The organism is Pseudomonas sp. L7, from assembly GCF_046605565.1.
In the GTDB taxonomy this organism is placed as follows: Bacteria; Pseudomonadota; Gammaproteobacteria; order Pseudomonadales; family Pseudomonadaceae; genus Aquipseudomonas; species Aquipseudomonas wayambapalatensis.
In genome coordinates this window covers 5,179,786-5,195,057 of sequence record NZ_CP176784.1, presented here as the reverse complement: position 1 = coordinate 5,195,057, position 15,272 = coordinate 5,179,786, and the positions used below count along the sequence as shown (strand labels likewise).

Here is a 15,272-nt window from a genome sequence, read left to right as displayed (position 1 = left end):
CAGGCCGGATCAGCACAACCCGAGAGAGAACCCGACCATGCGCTTGAATCGCACCTCCCTGATCACCGCTTCCAAGGCCCGTGCCGCTCTGCTGCTGGCTGCCGGTTTCAGCAGCGTCCTGCTGACCGGCTGCGCCGGTTCGCCGGTTTCCAAGATCGGTGCAACGACCAAGGTGGAGTACTACCCCAACTGCTACGAGCCGGTGCAGCACCTGCGTTCCACTGACGGCGACATGACTCGCTCGGTCGCCACCGGCGCACTGCTCGGCGCGGTAGGCGGTGCCCTGACCGGCGCACTGGTGGACGGTGACAACCGTGGTCGCAACGCCGCCATCGGCGCTGCTGGCGGCGCCCTGGTCGGCGGCGCGGCGGGCTACTACACCGAGCGCCAGAAGCAGATCAGCGACGATAAGCAGCGCATCGCTTCCTACGCCGCCGACATCGACAAGAGCGCCGCCGACTTGGACCGCACCACCCAATACGCCAAGGCGTCCCAGGCTTGCTACCAGCGTGAATTCGCCAGCCTGATCCAGAACCGCAAGGCCAACCGCATCAACGACACCGAAGGCCGCAAGCGCCTGGCCGAGATCGTTGCCGGCCTGAACGAGTCGAACCAGCTGCTCGGCACCGTCAACGGTCGTCTGGGTGAGAACCTGAACAACTACACCCAGGCCTACGAGCAGGACCTCAAGCAGGTGGGCGTGCAGCGTTCGGAAGTGGTGGCCGTGGTCCAGCCACCGAAAGCGACCAGCAAGTCTGGCACCAAGAAGGGCCAGGCTGCGGGCAAGACCAACACCAAAGTGCCGACTGAAGCAGTCGCTACCGAGAAGACCCTGCAGAACGCCACCGGCAAGAAGGCCGAGGCCCAGCAAGTGGCCAAGGCGGGCGTGGATCAGGTCAACAGCATGTGCCGCAACCCGGACATGGGTGACTGGGCACCGGTGCCTTGCCCGAACGTTTGATGGGATTGCAGGGGTGCATCGCGCCCCTTTCGCGACGCAAGGCCGCTTCGGTAGGGAGCGGCTTTGTGCTGTGGACAGGCCAGCCTGTAGCTGAGTAAGGACACGTATTCATGAAAGACCTTCTGGTCAACGAATTGGCCAACACCTCGCAGTTTCTGGCGCAGCAGCGCCTGCAGGGGCGTATCGACCAGCAGAAGCTGTTCAAGGCGATCGATGCCGACCCTGGCATCGTCGGTGCGGGTGTCGTGTATATCGATGCCGACTACAACGTGATCGTGCTGCGCGAGTTTCAGCCGATCTGCAGTATCAAGCCCAAGCGCATCATCCTGCGCGAGGCGCCTCGCTACATTGCGCCCCAGCAATTCATGAACCAGTTGCAGACCAACCCGCGTGAGTCGCGCGTGGTCAAGGAGGCGGTAGGCACCACGCTCTCCTGCGCTGGTGCGATCCTGGGTTGGGTCGTCATGTTCAGCGGCACTATCGCCGTCCCCTTCTCCGGCGGTGTGAGCCTCGCGCTTACCGCTGCCGGATATGCAGCAGCAACCGCCAGTACCGCACAGTGCGTTATCGGTGTTGTCAGAACGGTCAACGAGGTCAACGACCCGTCAGCCAATGATGCGATGGATCAGGAGGCCTGGTACAGGGCGGCCACACCGTTGCTCGACGGTATATCGCTGCTTGGCGTCGGTAGCTCGGCCCTCACGACTGTACGCTTCCTGCAGGTGCGCAAGGCGGCCACGGGCGCCAACTGGCTCGACCTGACCCGTTCATTGAGCCGTCAGCAGCGTAGCGCTCTCACCCGCGAGTTGCTGTCGATCAAGCATCCTTCGCTCACCGCGAAGCAACTCAAGCTGCAACAGAGCACGGGCGAGCTGATCAAGCGTCACACGCCCACGCAGATCAAGCACGCCACTCAAACACTGATCAAGGATTCGCTTGGCGCTTCCATCGGTTTTGTCGGCAGCGGGACGGTGCAGGACAAGACCAAGAGCATCGCTCTGGGGCTCTATGAGGAGTTCGAGTAATGAGTCGGCACCCTGACCTTCAGAAGTTTCTCGATCGCTACTTCATGGTGTTCCTGGCGGGGTATTTTCTCTCGCTGTACGCCTTGGCCGGGACGTTCTCTCTGGTGTGGAGTACCTATTGCCGTGACTGCAGCCGGGAGATCAACTATCCGCTCAGCCTTGGTGTGCTGGTGGTGACGCTGGTCACCGCGCATGCCGCCGTAGTGCGAGGTCGTGACTGGGGGGTATGGATGGTCGCCGCCCTTTGTATCGGCTCCGTGATTTTCCTGTTGCCGACCTACGGTTTCAGGCCGCACATGGGGATCTTCCTGAGCATCATAGTCGTCGCGCTGCTGGCATTGCTGGTACTCAACAGCAAGCGCTACAGAGCGATGCGCGTGCTACTTGCCGAGTATCGACACAAGCGTCAAGCCGATAGAGCTTCAAAAGCCCAGCGCCTCAAAGTTCGACGGTCTCGATGATGGGCGAGTATCAACGCCATCTTGAATTCCATGCGTTCATGCGTCGTTACTTCCCGACGTTCCTGCTGGGCTTTTTCACCTGTGTGCTGTCGGTGGCATTGGTTCTTGCCATGTGGATCGACGAGCATTGGCGCAGCCATCCGGATAATCCCGTCTACACGATAGTTTCGAGTACAGCACTGGCGGCGCTGCTGTGCCTGGGGCACTTGGCGATGATTCGTGGGTATGGATGGGCAATGTGGGCCGTTTTGCCAGTACCGCTGATGGCGCTGCTGATCGCCCTGAGCTTGTTGGGCAACTGCCTGCATTTCATGTTGTTGGCTGCCATCCTGCTCTTGCCTCTGCTGGCGCTGCTGGTGTTCAACAGCGAGCGGCACAGGGAGATGCGCAGACGGCTCGTCGAGCTACGGCAGGCCCGAACCCGGCGCTAATGCGCCGGGCCCGTCAACACCAATCTCTACCTCAACGCTCCGGTCGCAGCACCTTCACATCCCCAGGCTCCGCCGTTTCACGCAGGTACTCTTCAAGCGAATCGTCCAGCGCCTTGATCCAGCGGGTGTGGTGTGGCACCGAGGCGGTGCCGGTCATCACCGAGCGGTACGAGCGGTCGCGGTAGCCCATGATGTCGTGCTTCTTGTCGTTCTTCCATTTGAGGAAGATGCGGTTCACCGCGTCGATGTCGAACCGTGGGTAGTCGGTCTGCTCGATCAGGCGGGCGATGTAGCTGCCCTGGAATTCGTACATCGAGGCCGTGGTTTGCAAGGCCTCTTCCTCGGCGCGCCAGTGCTCGCTGTCGGCGCGCATGGCGGCCGGGTCGGGCAGGGCGATGCGGCCGAGGATCACGTCGCGTACGAACCAGGCCTGGGCGTCGAACAGGTTGAAGCTGTACCACAGATCTTGCATCCCCAGGTACATCAGCTGCGGGTTGGCCTCCCACACCACGCCCTGGTACAGGCCCAGCGGCCACAGACGGTTGCCGGTGCGCAGGGTCAGGTCGTCGGGCAGGAACGGGAAGTGGTGCTGGTAGCCGGTGCACAGGATGATCGCATCGACGCGCTTGCTCGAGCCGTCGGCAAAGTGCGCGCGGTCGCCGTCGACCCGCTGCAACTGCGGCCGCTCTTCCCAGCCCTTTGGCCATTTGTAGCCCATCGGCTGGGTACGGTAGGCACTGGTGATCGAGCGTGCGCCGTATTTGTAGCACTGCGAGCCGATGTCTTCGGCGGAGTAGCTGCTGCCGATGATCAGCACATCCTTGCCGGCGAATTCCAGTGCATCACGGAAATCATGGGCGTGCAGGATACGTCCGGAGAAGCGCTCGAAGCCTGGGAATGACGGCACTTGCGGCGTGGAGAAATGCCCGCTGGCGACCACCACGTAGTCGAACACCTGTTCGTAGCGCTGGCCATTGGCGTAGTCGTGGGCGGTGAGGGTGAAGGTGCGACTGGCGTTGTCGAAGCGCACGTCCTTGACCACGGTGTCGAAGCGAATGTACTGGCGCACGTCGGCCTTTTTCACCCGGCCCTGGATGTAGTCCCACAGCACTTCGCGCGGTGGATAGGAGGAAATCGGGCGGCCGAAATGTTCGTCGAAACTGTAGTCGGCGAATTCCAGGCATTCCTTCGGGCCGTTGGACCAGAGGTAGCGGTACATGCTGCCATGCACCGGCTCGCCGTGCTGGTCGAGGCCTGTACGCCAGGTGTAGTTCCACATGCCGCCCCAGTCGGCCTGCTTCTCGAAGCAGACGATTTCGGGCATGGCCGCGCCCTTGGCGTGGGCGGATTGGAAGGCACGCAGTTGCGCCAGGCCGGAAGGGCCGGCGCCGATGATGGCGACGCGAGTAGTCATGAAAAAGTCCTGTGATCACGGAAGAAAGGCAAGACTTCCCCAGCCCCGAACGGTAACGGGCCGAGGGCGGTGGAAGCGCGGAAACTTCAGGGGTCAGCAGGCAGGCGGAGGTACGCGGCGCTTGCGCTTGTGCGCCAGCAGGACATCGCGGGGCGGGATCGACAGGTTGTGGAAGAGTGTCGAGAGCGGGGAACAGCCGAGGCTGGAAACGGCGGCAGGGAAGGGCCCGGTAGACTTGCCGATCAGATTGGCAAGCGGGCCATGCGGCCGACGGATACGTGTGATCTCGTGCATGGGGGCGTGGTTAGCCTCTTTTCGTTATGGGTGCCTTTTTAGCTATATCGCATTGGGGGAAGGGGTTCAAGGTTTGGGATTGTAGCGGCCACGGTGTCAGAAATTTTGTCCTGTTGAAAATCAGGGCCTGCCTGGCGGCAGGCCACTGCCGGCCCGAACGCAAAAAAATGACAGCTCCGGGCAAGTGCGCTCCCACACTTAGTCCACGGCCCTTGGGAATGAAGCCCTACATCAGAAGTTGCCTCTCAGCGTCACTGTGAAGTTGCGCGGCTCACCATAGAAGTTACCCCACGAAACCGCCCCCACACTCTGGTAGTACTTCTTGTCGAACAGGTTGTTGCCATTGAGCGCCAGCGACCAGTTCTCGTCGATCCGATAGCCGATCCGTCCACTCCAGATGCCATACCCTGGCTGGACGGATTTCACCGCCACGGGCCTGATATTGCCATCCCGGAACGCGACATCACTCTGCGCCGTTACCCCTGCACCCACGCTCCAGCGCTCCAGTGCTCCCGCCAGTTGGTAGTCCGCCGAGGCCCGGAACAGATGGCGCGGGAAGTAGGTGGTCGAAAACGCCGGCTCCTGCGGATTGGCACTGGTGCTGTCCAGGTACTTGGTCTGGGTGTAGGTATAGCCCGCCAGCACCTGCAAGCGCTCGATCACCTCGCCACTGATTTCGGCCTCGAAGCCCTGTGCCCGGACCTTGCCCACATCGCTGTAGCAGAAGCCGTCCGAAGACCCTGGGCAGCTGCTGTCGTAGTTGGCCTCCGCGCGATGTTCCTCGATGGTGCGGAACAGGTTGAACGAGGTGTTCACGCGCCCATCCAGCAGTTCGCCCTTGATCCCCAGCTCGTAGCTCGCGCCGGTCTTGGGCTGCAAGGGGCTGCCTGCCTGGTCGGTGTAAGTGCTCTGCGGCTGGAAGATCGCGGCATAGCTGGTGTAGACCGACCAGTTGTCGTTCAGGTCGTAGATGAGCGCGCCGAATGGCGTCACTTCACCGTTCTCCTGGCTGCGGTCGTGCTGCCAGTAATCCCATGCCTGGGTGTAGGAGTCACGACTGTTGCGGTACCAACTGACGCGCGAACCCAGCACCAGGGTCAACGGCTCGGCCAGCTTCAGGCGAAGCGTGGCGTAGGTGCCGAATTGCCGGGTGTCGGTCTCGGTCGGGAAGGGGCCGCCACGGTAAGCGTTGGGCGCGTAGAAGCCATCGCGGGGCTCGGGGATGTGCGGGTTGGGATTGAGCGGATCCTGCGATGCGCCGAGTAGGCCGGTCATGTTGATCAGCGCCCAGTGGTCGCGGGTCTGGGCGCGGCTGGCGTTGGCGCCTACCACCAACTCATGCTGCAGGCCGAAGGCATCGAATTTGCCATCCAGGTACGCGTCGAAACCGTAGTCGGTCTGGTCATAGTCGAACAGGCCCGAGTACACCGAGGATGGCGCCGAGGTCGCACCTGCAGGCACCCCGCCAGGGGTCTCGGAAAGGGCGTACTTGATGTCCTGGTCGTTGTGGGTCCAGGCCCCGGCGAACTTGAACGCCCACTCATCGTTCAACTGGTGCTTGAGGTCGGCGAACACCGTGGTGCGCTGGCTGTCCCAGGTGTTCCACGAAGCGCCCAGGCAGGTCGAGCGACTCAGCTTCAGGTCCTTGCCATCGCTCCCCCTTGGCAGGCCGTGCCAGCAGGGCCGGGCGTCGAGCCTCTCGTAGGCGATGCCTAAGCCCAGGGTGGTATCCGGCGTCAGGTCGTAGTCCAGGGCGCCGTAGAGGATCTGGTCCTTGCGTTTACCCAGGTCGTAGAAGTACTGGCGATCCTGCAACGCTACCACCGCCCGGCCACGCAGCGTGCCCGAAGCGTTGAGCGGGCCACCGGTGTCGATCTGGCTTCGGTAGTTGTCCCAGGAGCCCGCCGACAGGCTCAGGCTGGTGGTGGGCGTGCTCTGGCCGCGTTTGCGCACGAAATTGACCCCGCCCGCCGAGCTGCCCGAGCCCTTCATCATGCCCGCCGCGCCCTTGAGCACTTCGACCCGGTCGTAGTAGGCCATGTCGCCCGAGAAGCTGTTGGCCTGTACGTACTCGCCGCCCACATCCAGCGGCACGCCGTCGTACTGGTACTGGCCCTGCATCATGAAACCACGCGAATAGAAGTACTTGCCGCCCATGGGCGATTCGTACACCGCGATACCCGGGGTTTTCTCCATCGCCTGGTCGATGGTGTTGATGTTCTGGTCGTCCATGTACTTGCGGGTCAGCACGGTCACCGCCTGGGGTGTCTCGCGCAGCGTGTGTGTGCCCTTGCCGATGGTCACCGCCCGCGCGGCGTAGGCCCCGGTGCCTTCGGAGGTGGCGTCCAGGCGCTGGCTGGAGATGGTCGTGGCGTCCAGCTCCAGCGAGCCGTCATTGCGCGGCGACGGGCGCAGCACATAACTGCCATTGCTCTGCGCGACCACCTGCAACCCTGTGCCTTGCAGCAGCAGCGCGAAGCCCTGGGCAACGCTGTAGCGGCCTTGCAGCCCCGGCGAGCGATGGCCGTCGGTCAAGGCGGCATCGAAGGAGAAGGCACTGCCCGAGGCCGATGCAAAGGCGCTGAGCGCCTCCGTCAGGCTGCCGGCAGGAATCTGGTACTGGCGCAGCTCACTGACTTCGGCTGCATGGGCGAACGCCGGCAGCGTAGTCAGGACTACGCTGCAAAAGCCCAGGCGAATGGCTGCGGCCACCGGTTTCAGTCGGCGCGCATACGGGTACGTCATGATGGTCCTCCCCCAATTGATCCGCTCAAACGGCAGATGTCTGAGCAATGGCCGAAGGACGTGAGAAAAAAGTGCAACGCAGATGAGGATTTTTTTGCAACGCCTCAACCGACCCGAGGCATGACACTGACCCAGTAATCGGTACGCCGCACGATGTGCAGCTCGAAACCGCTGGCCAATGCGGCGAGGGCGAGGTCGATGTCGTGCAGCGGAAAGGCCCCGGAAATCCGCAGCCCGGCAATCGATGGATCACAGCGCAGCCAGCCACGCCGGTAGCGCGACAGTTCTTCCAGCAAGTCGCCCAGCGGCCGGTTGATTGCTATCAGGCTACCCGTTTGCCACGACGCCACCGAAGCGTCGCTGCGCCACGGCTCGCCAAGCCGAGAGCGATCGAACCGCACCTGCTGACCCGCTTCCAGACGCAGGGTTTGTGCGCTGTTCAGCGGACGCACCTGTACGGCCTTTTCCAGCACCGTCACCTCGCAGAAGCGCTCGTCGGCCTCGACCGTGAAGCGGGTGCCCAACGCCTGCACCTGCCCCTGGGCCACCTCCACCAGAAACGGACGCGCCAGGGCATCGGCGGCCGTTTGCACCAGCACCCGCCCGCTCAGCAGACGCAGTACACGCTGCGCTGCGTCGAAGCGCACATCCAGCGCCGAACGGCTGTCCAGCAGGATCTGGCTGCCATCCTCCAGCACCACCTCACGCTGCTCACCGACCCCGGTGTGCAGGCTGGCCATCAGCGTTGTTCGCAGTTCGCTTCTCCAGCCGCCCACACCCACCACACCGACGCCCGCCAGCACCAGCAACTGACGCAGCACCCGCCTGCGCGACTCCCGCGCCTGACGCAGGGCCGGCGCTGCAATCTGCCGTGGCACCCCCTCGACCATCCGCCGAACTGCCTCAACCTGTTGCCAGGCCTGCTGGTGCAGAGGATCTGCATCGTGCCAGCGCTGCCAGCGCTGCTGCTCGCCCGCATCCTCGAGCCCCGACGACAGCCGCGCATACCACTGCGCCGCACAGCGCAACGCCTCGCGCTGTGCTGTGCTCAACGGCGATGATGACACGGTGCTCACAGCAGCCCCAGGCGCATCAGGCAGCACTGCTCCATCGCCTTGGCCATGTGGTTGTTCACCGTGCGTACCGAGACGCCCAGGCGCTCGGCGATCTGCGGATACGTCAGCCCCTCGAACTGCGACAGGATGAACGTCTGACGCACCTTGTCGTCCAGGCTGTCTAGCATGCGATCGATTTCCATCAAGGTTTCCAGAACGATCGCCTGGTCTTCCTCGGATGGATGGTCGCAGGTGGGCAGGGAGGCCAGCGCCTCGAGATAGCTCTGCTCCAGCGCCCGGCGGCGGAACAGGTCGATGACCAGACCTTTGGCGACGGTGCTCAGATATTGGCGCGGCTCGCGGATATCCAGGGCACGACGCGCCTTGATGACCCGCACGAAGGTGTCTTGTACCAGGTCGGCGGCATCGCTGGTGGAGTCCAGACGCTTGCGCAGCCAGCCACGCAGCCAGGCGCTGTGGGTGAGGTAGAGAGCCTCGGTGGCGGAGCGCAGGGCAGAATCGGTGGGGGGCATGGGGGAAGGGAGTTGTTAATGGGAATTAGTGCGATTTGAACTCTTTTGGGCAGGGTTTGGCAATGGGGGGCTTGAGGTGTGCGCTGTGGGCGGGCTGGTGCTAGCGTGGCAACACCACAGTCGCTTCCAGCCCACCGCCATCGCGATTGGAAAGCCGCAACTCACCGCCATGGCTGGCGGCAATCCGCCGGGCAATGCTCAGCCCCAGGCCATATCCGCCAGACGCCTGGTTGCGCGAACCCTCTCCACGCACGAACGGATCGGTCACGGTGTCCAGCAGGCCCGCGGCAATACCTGGCCCGCGATCCTCGACATGAATCCGCACCTGCGCCGTATCCGCCTCGAGCCGCAGCGAAACCGCCTTGCCATAACGCAGGGCATTGACCAGCAGGTTCTGAAGGCACCGCTGCATCAGCAAGGCATCGACCTTCACCTTGCCCACTTCACCCTGAATCGGCAGCGGCTCCTCGGCACTGGCCAGGTCGGCGCACAGCCGTGCCACCAGGCGGTCCAGGTCCACCTCCTGCAGGTTCTGCTGCTCGCCGGCCCGCAGGTAGTCCAGTACCTGGCCGATCATGGCATCCATCTGCGCGATGTTCTGGCGCAGACGCTCTTTGTGTTCGCCATCCTCCAGCCGCTCCAGGCGCAGGCGCATGCGGGTCAGGGGCGTACGCAGGTCGTGGGAGACGGCGGCGAGAAAGTAGGCCTTGTCGTTGACCATGGCGATCAGCCGCTGCTGCATGGCGTTGAACGCCTGCGCTGCCTGGCGCACTTCCTCAGGGCCTTCCAGGGGCAGGGCCGGCTGCTCCAGATTGCGCCCCAGGCCACGAGCGGCATCGGCCAGGCGTCGCAGCGGGCGCAGGCACAGGCGCACGGCCACCAGGCACACCAGCAGCACGGCGACGATGCGCAGGGCATAGACGCGCAGCAGATAGTCGCTGATCAGCACCCAGGCCGACTCGCCACTCCAGCCCTGCAGTTCTTCGCCGTCGATCACCAGCCAGTGGCCATCCTCCATCGGCACGGCGAACTGCAGGTGCGCCTGGGCGGTACGCAGGCCGAACAGGCTGCGCCAGACGATCGGCTGACCAAGCTCATCGGTCAGTTGTACCTTCAGCAGGCGCGCTTGCTGGTCGCGGCCGAGTTCGTAGGCCAGCGCCTGGTGCAGCAGCAGTTCGATGCGGTGCCGCCCGCGTCGATCATCACGTTGGGCTTCGGGCAGCGATTCGGCGCAGCGCAGGTGATAGTGCGCCGGCACCTGCAACTGCCCGGCATGGCAGTCGGCCTGGGCGATCAGCGGCGCACTGCGCGCAGCGATCAACCGCACCGGGGCCTCGAACACTTGGGCGAAGCGCACGTCGAACCAGATGCTGCTGGACATCAACTGGATCAGCAGGGTGCCGCTGATCATGATCAGCAGCAGTTGGCCGAACAGCGTCCGTGGCCACAGGCGGCGCAGCAGGCGCACTTCAGGCGCCTGGCTCGCAGGCGATGCTGAGCAGGTAGCCTTCGTTGCGAATGGTGAGGATCTGCGCGCTGCCATTGGCGGCGCGGCGCAGGTGCTGGCGCAGGCGGCTGATGCACATGTCCACCGAGCGGTCGTCGGGCAGGTGGTCGCGGCCAAAGGCGCTGCGCGTCAGGTGATCGCGCGATACCACGCGGTTGTTGGCCTCGAGCAGCTCGCGCAGCACGCGGTAATCGGAGCGGGGCAGGGTGAGGGCCTGGCCGTCGGGATGAGTGAGCAGGCGCTTGATATGGTCGAGGCTGAACCCTGCGAACTGCTGCGCCTGGCTGGCGGGCTCTTCGCTCGGCGTGTCGAGGCGCTGCGGGCGGCGCAGGACGGCCTTGATGCGGGCAATGAGTTCACGGGGTTCGAAGGGCTTGGACAGGTAGTCGTCGGCGCCCACTTCCAGGCCGATGATGCGATCCAGCGTGCTGCCCTTTGCCGACAGCATGATCACCGCCAGGCCCGGCTGCGCCTGCAACTGGCGGCACAGGCTCAGGCCATCCTCGCCGGGCAGCATGAGGTCGAGCACCACCAGCTCGACCTTGTGTCGTGCCAGCTGCTGGCGCATCTGTTCGCCATCGGCGGCAGCCAGCACCTGATAGCCGGCATCGGTAAGGTAATCGCAGAGAAGTTCGCGGATCTCGTCGTCATCGTCGACGACCAGCAAGGTCGTGCTCATTGCGGGGGACACCTGTCGGGGGCGCCTATGCAGCGCCCGTTACGTTCCATTACATCCCCGTACAAGCCGGGCATGGAGCCCAGAGGGCACATCCCTAGAATCGTAGCAAAAACCATCTGCGAATACGAAGCCTTCCCAAATGAAACCTCAGAGCATCCCCGGCGCCTGCGCCCGCTTCACCCGCGGCGGCAGCCGCCTCTCACCGCTTGCCTTGTGTATCGCCTTCAGTCTGTCTGCAGGTGCCTTTGCGGCTGATCCCCAGCCCCTGGAGCTGGGCGCCACCAACATCGAAGACAGCGCGCTGCCCAGTGCCGACGACGCCGGCCAGCTCGGCTATACCGTCGAGAGCACGCGCAGCTCCACCGGCCTGAACCTGACCCCGCGCCAGACCCCGCAGTCGGTGACCAGCATCACCCGCCAGCAGATGGACGACCGCGATGTGCACAGCATCGAGCAGGCGCTCGACACTGCACCGGGGATCAGCATGAGCAAGATGGAAGTCGGCGGGCGTACCGATTTCCGCGCCCGTGGCTATTCGATCAGCAACTGGAAGATCGATGGCCTGCAGTTCCCCGGCGGCTCTGACTTCAGCGGCAGCGGCAACGCGCTGAACCTGGACCTGTACGAGCGCATCGACATCGTGCGTGGCGCCAACGGCCTGCTCGGCGGCACCGGCGACCCGTCGGCAACGGTCAACCTGATCCGCAAGGCACCGACCCGCACCTTCGGCGGCAGCGCATACGCCACCTACGGCAGCTGGGACAAACGCCGCCTGGGCGCCGACCTCAACCTGCCGCTCTCCGAAGACGGCCGCCTGCGCTCGCGCTTCGTGGTCACCCAGCAGGACGCCAACTCGTTCCGTGACAATCAGTCCGAGCGCGCTCGCGCAGCGCTGGCCAACTTCGAGTTCGACCTGGACGACGCCACCACCCTCGGTGCCGGTTACCAGTACGAATACAACAAGGTGGTCGGTGGCGGCTGGGGCGCCAACATCCCGATCTGGTATGGCGACGGCAGCAAGACCGACCTGCCGCGCAGCACCAACGTGGTGCCCAGCTGGAGCTTCGGCGAGTACATCACCCGCACCACCTTCGGCTCGCTGCAGCACCACTTCGACAACGACTGGACCCTGGACCTGAAAGGTTCGCAGAGCACCAGTGATGCCCTCAACCACCGCGGTCTGGCCAAGGTCAACTCGTCCGGGCGCGGTGTCTATGGCGGCTACTGGGACCAGGATGGCAGCGGTGCGGTGCTCAACGGCCTGCACAGCTCCAGCGACACCACCCAGCAATCGGCGCAGATCGACCTGTCTGGCCCGTTCCAGATGTTCGGCCGCACCCACCAGGCGATGGTCGGCTACAACGACAGCCGCACTGTGGCCTGGTCGCCGGAATACACCTGCACCATGGTCAGCGCCAACAGCGTCAGCGCCCCGGCCCTGGGCTGCCAGTTCCGCGCCAACAACGGCCTGCCGCTGAGCAACTGGCTCAATGGCGTGGACAGCGACTACGACATGCTCGCCTCGCGGACTGGCCGTCACAGCAAGACCACCACCCGCCTTCAAGGCATGTACGCGGCCACTCGCCTGAGCATCACCGACCCGCTGTCGGTGATCCTCGGTGTGCGCAGCACCGACTACTCGGCCACCACCCGCAACGTCAGCGGCGTGCGCAGCAACCAGCAGAACAACGGCATCGTCACCCCTTACCTGGGCGCGGTGTATGACCTCAACGACACCTACTCGGTGTACGCCAGCTACACCGACATCTTCAACCCGCAGACTGAAGAGACCGCCAGCGGCACCAAGGTCGAGCCGATCCGCGGCCAGAGCTACGAGACCGGCATCAAGGCCGCCTGGTTCGACGGCCGCCTGAACGCATCCGCCGCGTACTTCCGCACCAAGCAGGAGAACAAGGCCGTTACCGACGGCGACCTGCTGACCCCGACCGGCGCCACCGCCTACAAGGCAGGTTCCGGCCAGGAAACCGACGGTATCGACCTGGAACTCGCAGGCGCCCTGACCGAGAACTGGAACGTCTATGCCGGCTACACCTACCTGCACTTCCGCCGCCTCGACAGCGACGGGCGCAGCGACCCGTCGCACCTGTTCAAGGCCTCGACCACCTACCGGTTGTCCGGCCCGCTCGACCGCCTGACCCTCGGCACCGGCGTCACCGCGCAGACCAACATCCGCGCGCTGTCCACCCCGGCCGGCCAGCCGACCAACGGTGTCAGCCGTAGCTCAAGCGACGTCAACTGGTCGGGATATGCGATCTGGAATGCCATGGCCAAGTACCAACTGACCGACGACACCAGCGTCAGCCTCAACGCCAACAACCTGTTCGACAAGCACTACTACACCCGCTACGGCTTCTACGCCGGAGCGATCTATGGCGATCCGCGCAACCTGTCGCTGACGGTCAGCACGGCGTTCTGACGAAACACCCGCACCTGTTGCAATATGCATATGGAAATCCGTATATTCGGATTTCCATATGTTCAGGTGCCCCCTCATGATCACCCCCACCCAGGTCTTCAAGTCCCTCGCCGACGAGACCCGCGTCCGCGCCACCTTGCTGATCGCCCGTCTCGGCGAACTGTGTGTGTGCGAACTGATGTGCGCCCTCGACGACAGCCAGCCGAAAATCAGCCGCCACCTCGCCCAGTTGCGCAGCGCCGGTCTGTTGCTGGACCGCCGCCAGGGGCAGTGGGTGTACTACCGCCTCAACCCTGAACTGCCCGCCTGGGTTGGCGAGCTGTTGCAGGTCACCACCCAGGCCAATGGCGCCTGGCTCCAGGACAACATCGCCCGCCTGCAGCACATGGACGATCGCCCCGTCCGTGCCGCTGCCTGCTGCTGAGTGGACGAGGCCCTGCCGATGCTGATCGCCGCCTGCGTCTTCGTCTTAACCCTCATCCTGGTCATCTGGCAGCCCAAGGGGCTCGGTGTCGGCTGGAGCGCCAGTTTCGGCGCGCTGCTGGCGCTGCTGTTCGGCGCGGTGTCGTTGCACGACATTCCCGCCGTCTGGGCGATCATCTGGAATGCCACGGCCACCTTCATCGCCATCATCATCGTCAGCCTGCTGCTCGATGAGGCCGGCTTCTTCGAATGGTCCGCCCTGCACGTGGCGCGCTGGGCACGCGGCGACGGACGCCGCCTGTTCGCCTTCATCGTGCTGCTCGGCGCGGCGGTGTCGGCACTGTTCGCCAACGACGGCGCCGCGCTGATCCTCACCCCCATCGTCATGTCGATGTTGCTGGCGCTGCGCTTCTCGCCCGGCGCGACCCTGGCCTTCGTCATGGCCGCAGGCTTCATCGCCGACACCGCCAGCCTGCCGCTGGTGGTGTCGAACCTGGTGAACATCGTCTCGGCCGACTATTTCGGGCTGGGCTTCGGCGCCTACGCCTCGGTGATGCTGCCGGTCAACCTGGCGGCGGTGGCCGCCACCCTGCTGGTGCTGTTCCTGTACTTCCGGCGCGACATCCCGGCGCGCTATGCCCTGGATGACCTCAAGGCCCCGGCCCTGGCCATCCGCGACCGCGCGACCTTCCGCGTCGGCTGGGTGGTGCTGCTGGCGCTGCTGGTGGGTCTTTTCGTGCTCGAACCGCTGGGCATCCCGGTCAGCGCCGTGGCCGCCGCCTGCGCCGCCGTGCTGTTCGCCGTGGCCGCCCGCGGCCACGTGATCTCCACCCGCCGCGTGCTGCGCGAAGCGCCCTGGCAGATCGTGGTGTTCTCGCTGGGCATGTACCTGGTGGTGTACGGCCTGCGCAACGCCGGCATGACCGACGCCCTGGCCGGCGTGCTCGACCGCCTCGCAGCCCACGGCCTGTGGGCCGCCACCCTCGGCACCGGCCTGATTGCGGCGTTGCTGTCGTCGGTGATGAACAACATGCCCAGCGTGCTGGTCGGCGCCCTGTCGATCCAGGCCAGCGGCGCCGAAGGCCTGGTGCGCGACGCGATGATCTACGCCAACGTCATCGGCTGCGACCTCGGCCCGAAGATCACCCCCATAGGCAGCCTCGCCACCTTGCTCTGGCTGCACGTGCTGGCCCGCAAAGGCATGCGCATCACCTGGGGGTACTACTTCAAGGTCGGCATCCTGCTGACCCTGCCGGTGCTGCTGATCACCCTTTCCGCCCTGGCACTGCGCCTGGGCCTTTGAAAAC

The 15,272-nt window shown here is 64.5% G+C and carries 13 protein-coding genes; 7 read left to right on the top strand and 6 right to left on the bottom strand.

All coding sequences use genetic code 11. The annotated features are described in order from the left end of the window. Positions 1-37: 37 nt before the first annotated feature. The 4 genes from tagQ (at position 38) to ACK3BK_RS23755 (ending at position 2,878) form a co-directional block, all read left to right on the top strand. Positions 38-961, top strand: a complete 924-nt coding sequence (gene tagQ, locus ACK3BK_RS23770; RefSeq protein ID WP_063541541.1) for a type VI secretion system-associated lipoprotein TagQ — start codon at positions 38-40, stop codon at positions 959-961. Positions 962-1,071: 110 nt separating this feature from the next. Next, positions 1,072-1,986, top strand: a complete 915-nt coding sequence (locus ACK3BK_RS23765) for an NAD synthetase (RefSeq protein WP_065863909.1) — start codon at positions 1,072-1,074, stop codon at positions 1,984-1,986. Next, on the top strand, positions 1,986-2,447 hold the full coding sequence (locus tag ACK3BK_RS23760; protein WP_411383439.1) for a hypothetical protein: 462 nt from the start codon (positions 1,986-1,988) through the stop codon (positions 2,445-2,447). Before ACK3BK_RS23765 ends, ACK3BK_RS23760 begins: the two co-directional genes overlap by 1 nt. Continuing rightward, positions 2,447-2,878: a hypothetical protein gene (locus ACK3BK_RS23755; RefSeq protein ID WP_411383438.1), complete on the top strand. Its 432-nt coding sequence runs from the start codon at positions 2,447-2,449 to the stop codon at positions 2,876-2,878. The genes ACK3BK_RS23760 and ACK3BK_RS23755 overlap by 1 nt, the downstream gene beginning before the upstream one ends. Positions 2,879-2,909: 31 nt before the next feature. On the opposite strand, the gene ACK3BK_RS23750 is transcribed toward ACK3BK_RS23755, so the two are convergent. From ACK3BK_RS23750 to ACK3BK_RS23725, 6 genes are all read right to left on the bottom strand, one after another. Next, a complete protein-coding gene (locus tag ACK3BK_RS23750; protein WP_411383437.1) occupies positions 2,910-4,292 on the bottom strand; it encodes a flavin-containing monooxygenase in 1,383 nt (460 codons plus the stop codon). A gap of 525 nt (positions 4,293-4,817) precedes the next feature. Next, positions 4,818-7,331: a TonB-dependent siderophore receptor gene (locus tag ACK3BK_RS23745; RefSeq protein ID WP_411383436.1), complete on the bottom strand. Its 2,514-nt coding sequence runs from the start codon at positions 7,329-7,331 to the stop codon at positions 4,818-4,820. 104 nt (positions 7,332-7,435) lie between these two features. Continuing rightward, positions 7,436-8,407: a FecR domain-containing protein gene (locus ACK3BK_RS23740; RefSeq protein ID WP_411383435.1), complete on the bottom strand. Its 972-nt coding sequence runs from the start codon at positions 8,405-8,407 to the stop codon at positions 7,436-7,438. After that, a complete protein-coding gene (locus tag ACK3BK_RS23735) occupies positions 8,404-8,919 on the bottom strand; it encodes a sigma-70 family RNA polymerase sigma factor (RefSeq protein WP_411383434.1) in 516 nt (171 codons plus the stop codon). The genes ACK3BK_RS23740 and ACK3BK_RS23735 overlap by 4 nt, the downstream gene beginning before the upstream one ends. Positions 8,920-9,019: 100 nt before the next feature. Further along, a complete protein-coding gene (locus ACK3BK_RS23730; RefSeq protein WP_411383433.1) occupies positions 9,020-10,387 on the bottom strand; it encodes an ATP-binding protein in 1,368 nt (455 codons plus the stop codon). A 1-nt stretch (position 10,388) separates the two neighbouring features. After that, the gene (locus tag ACK3BK_RS23725) at positions 10,389-11,105 is read right to left on the bottom strand and encodes a response regulator (protein WP_186711458.1); all 717 of its coding nucleotides are present in this window, start codon (positions 11,103-11,105) and stop codon (positions 10,389-10,391) included. 139 nt (positions 11,106-11,244) lie between these two features. Between ACK3BK_RS23725 and ACK3BK_RS23720 the strand changes: the two genes are divergently transcribed. The 3 genes from ACK3BK_RS23720 to ACK3BK_RS23710 all read left to right on the top strand — a co-directional run bounded on the left by ACK3BK_RS23720 (position 11,245) and on the right by ACK3BK_RS23710 (position 15,268). After that, on the top strand, positions 11,245-13,542 hold the full coding sequence (locus tag ACK3BK_RS23720) for a TonB-dependent siderophore receptor (protein ID WP_288376532.1): 2,298 nt from the start codon (positions 11,245-11,247) through the stop codon (positions 13,540-13,542). Positions 13,543-13,618: 76 nt separating this feature from the next. Further along, a complete protein-coding gene (locus ACK3BK_RS23715; protein ID WP_411383432.1) occupies positions 13,619-13,966 on the top strand; it encodes a metalloregulator ArsR/SmtB family transcription factor in 348 nt (115 codons plus the stop codon). Between the two features lie 18 nt (positions 13,967-13,984). Continuing rightward, the gene (locus ACK3BK_RS23710; RefSeq protein ID WP_411383431.1) at positions 13,985-15,268 is read left to right on the top strand and encodes an arsenic transporter; all 1,284 of its coding nucleotides are present in this window, start codon (positions 13,985-13,987) and stop codon (positions 15,266-15,268) included. Positions 15,269-15,272 lie beyond the last annotated feature (4 nt).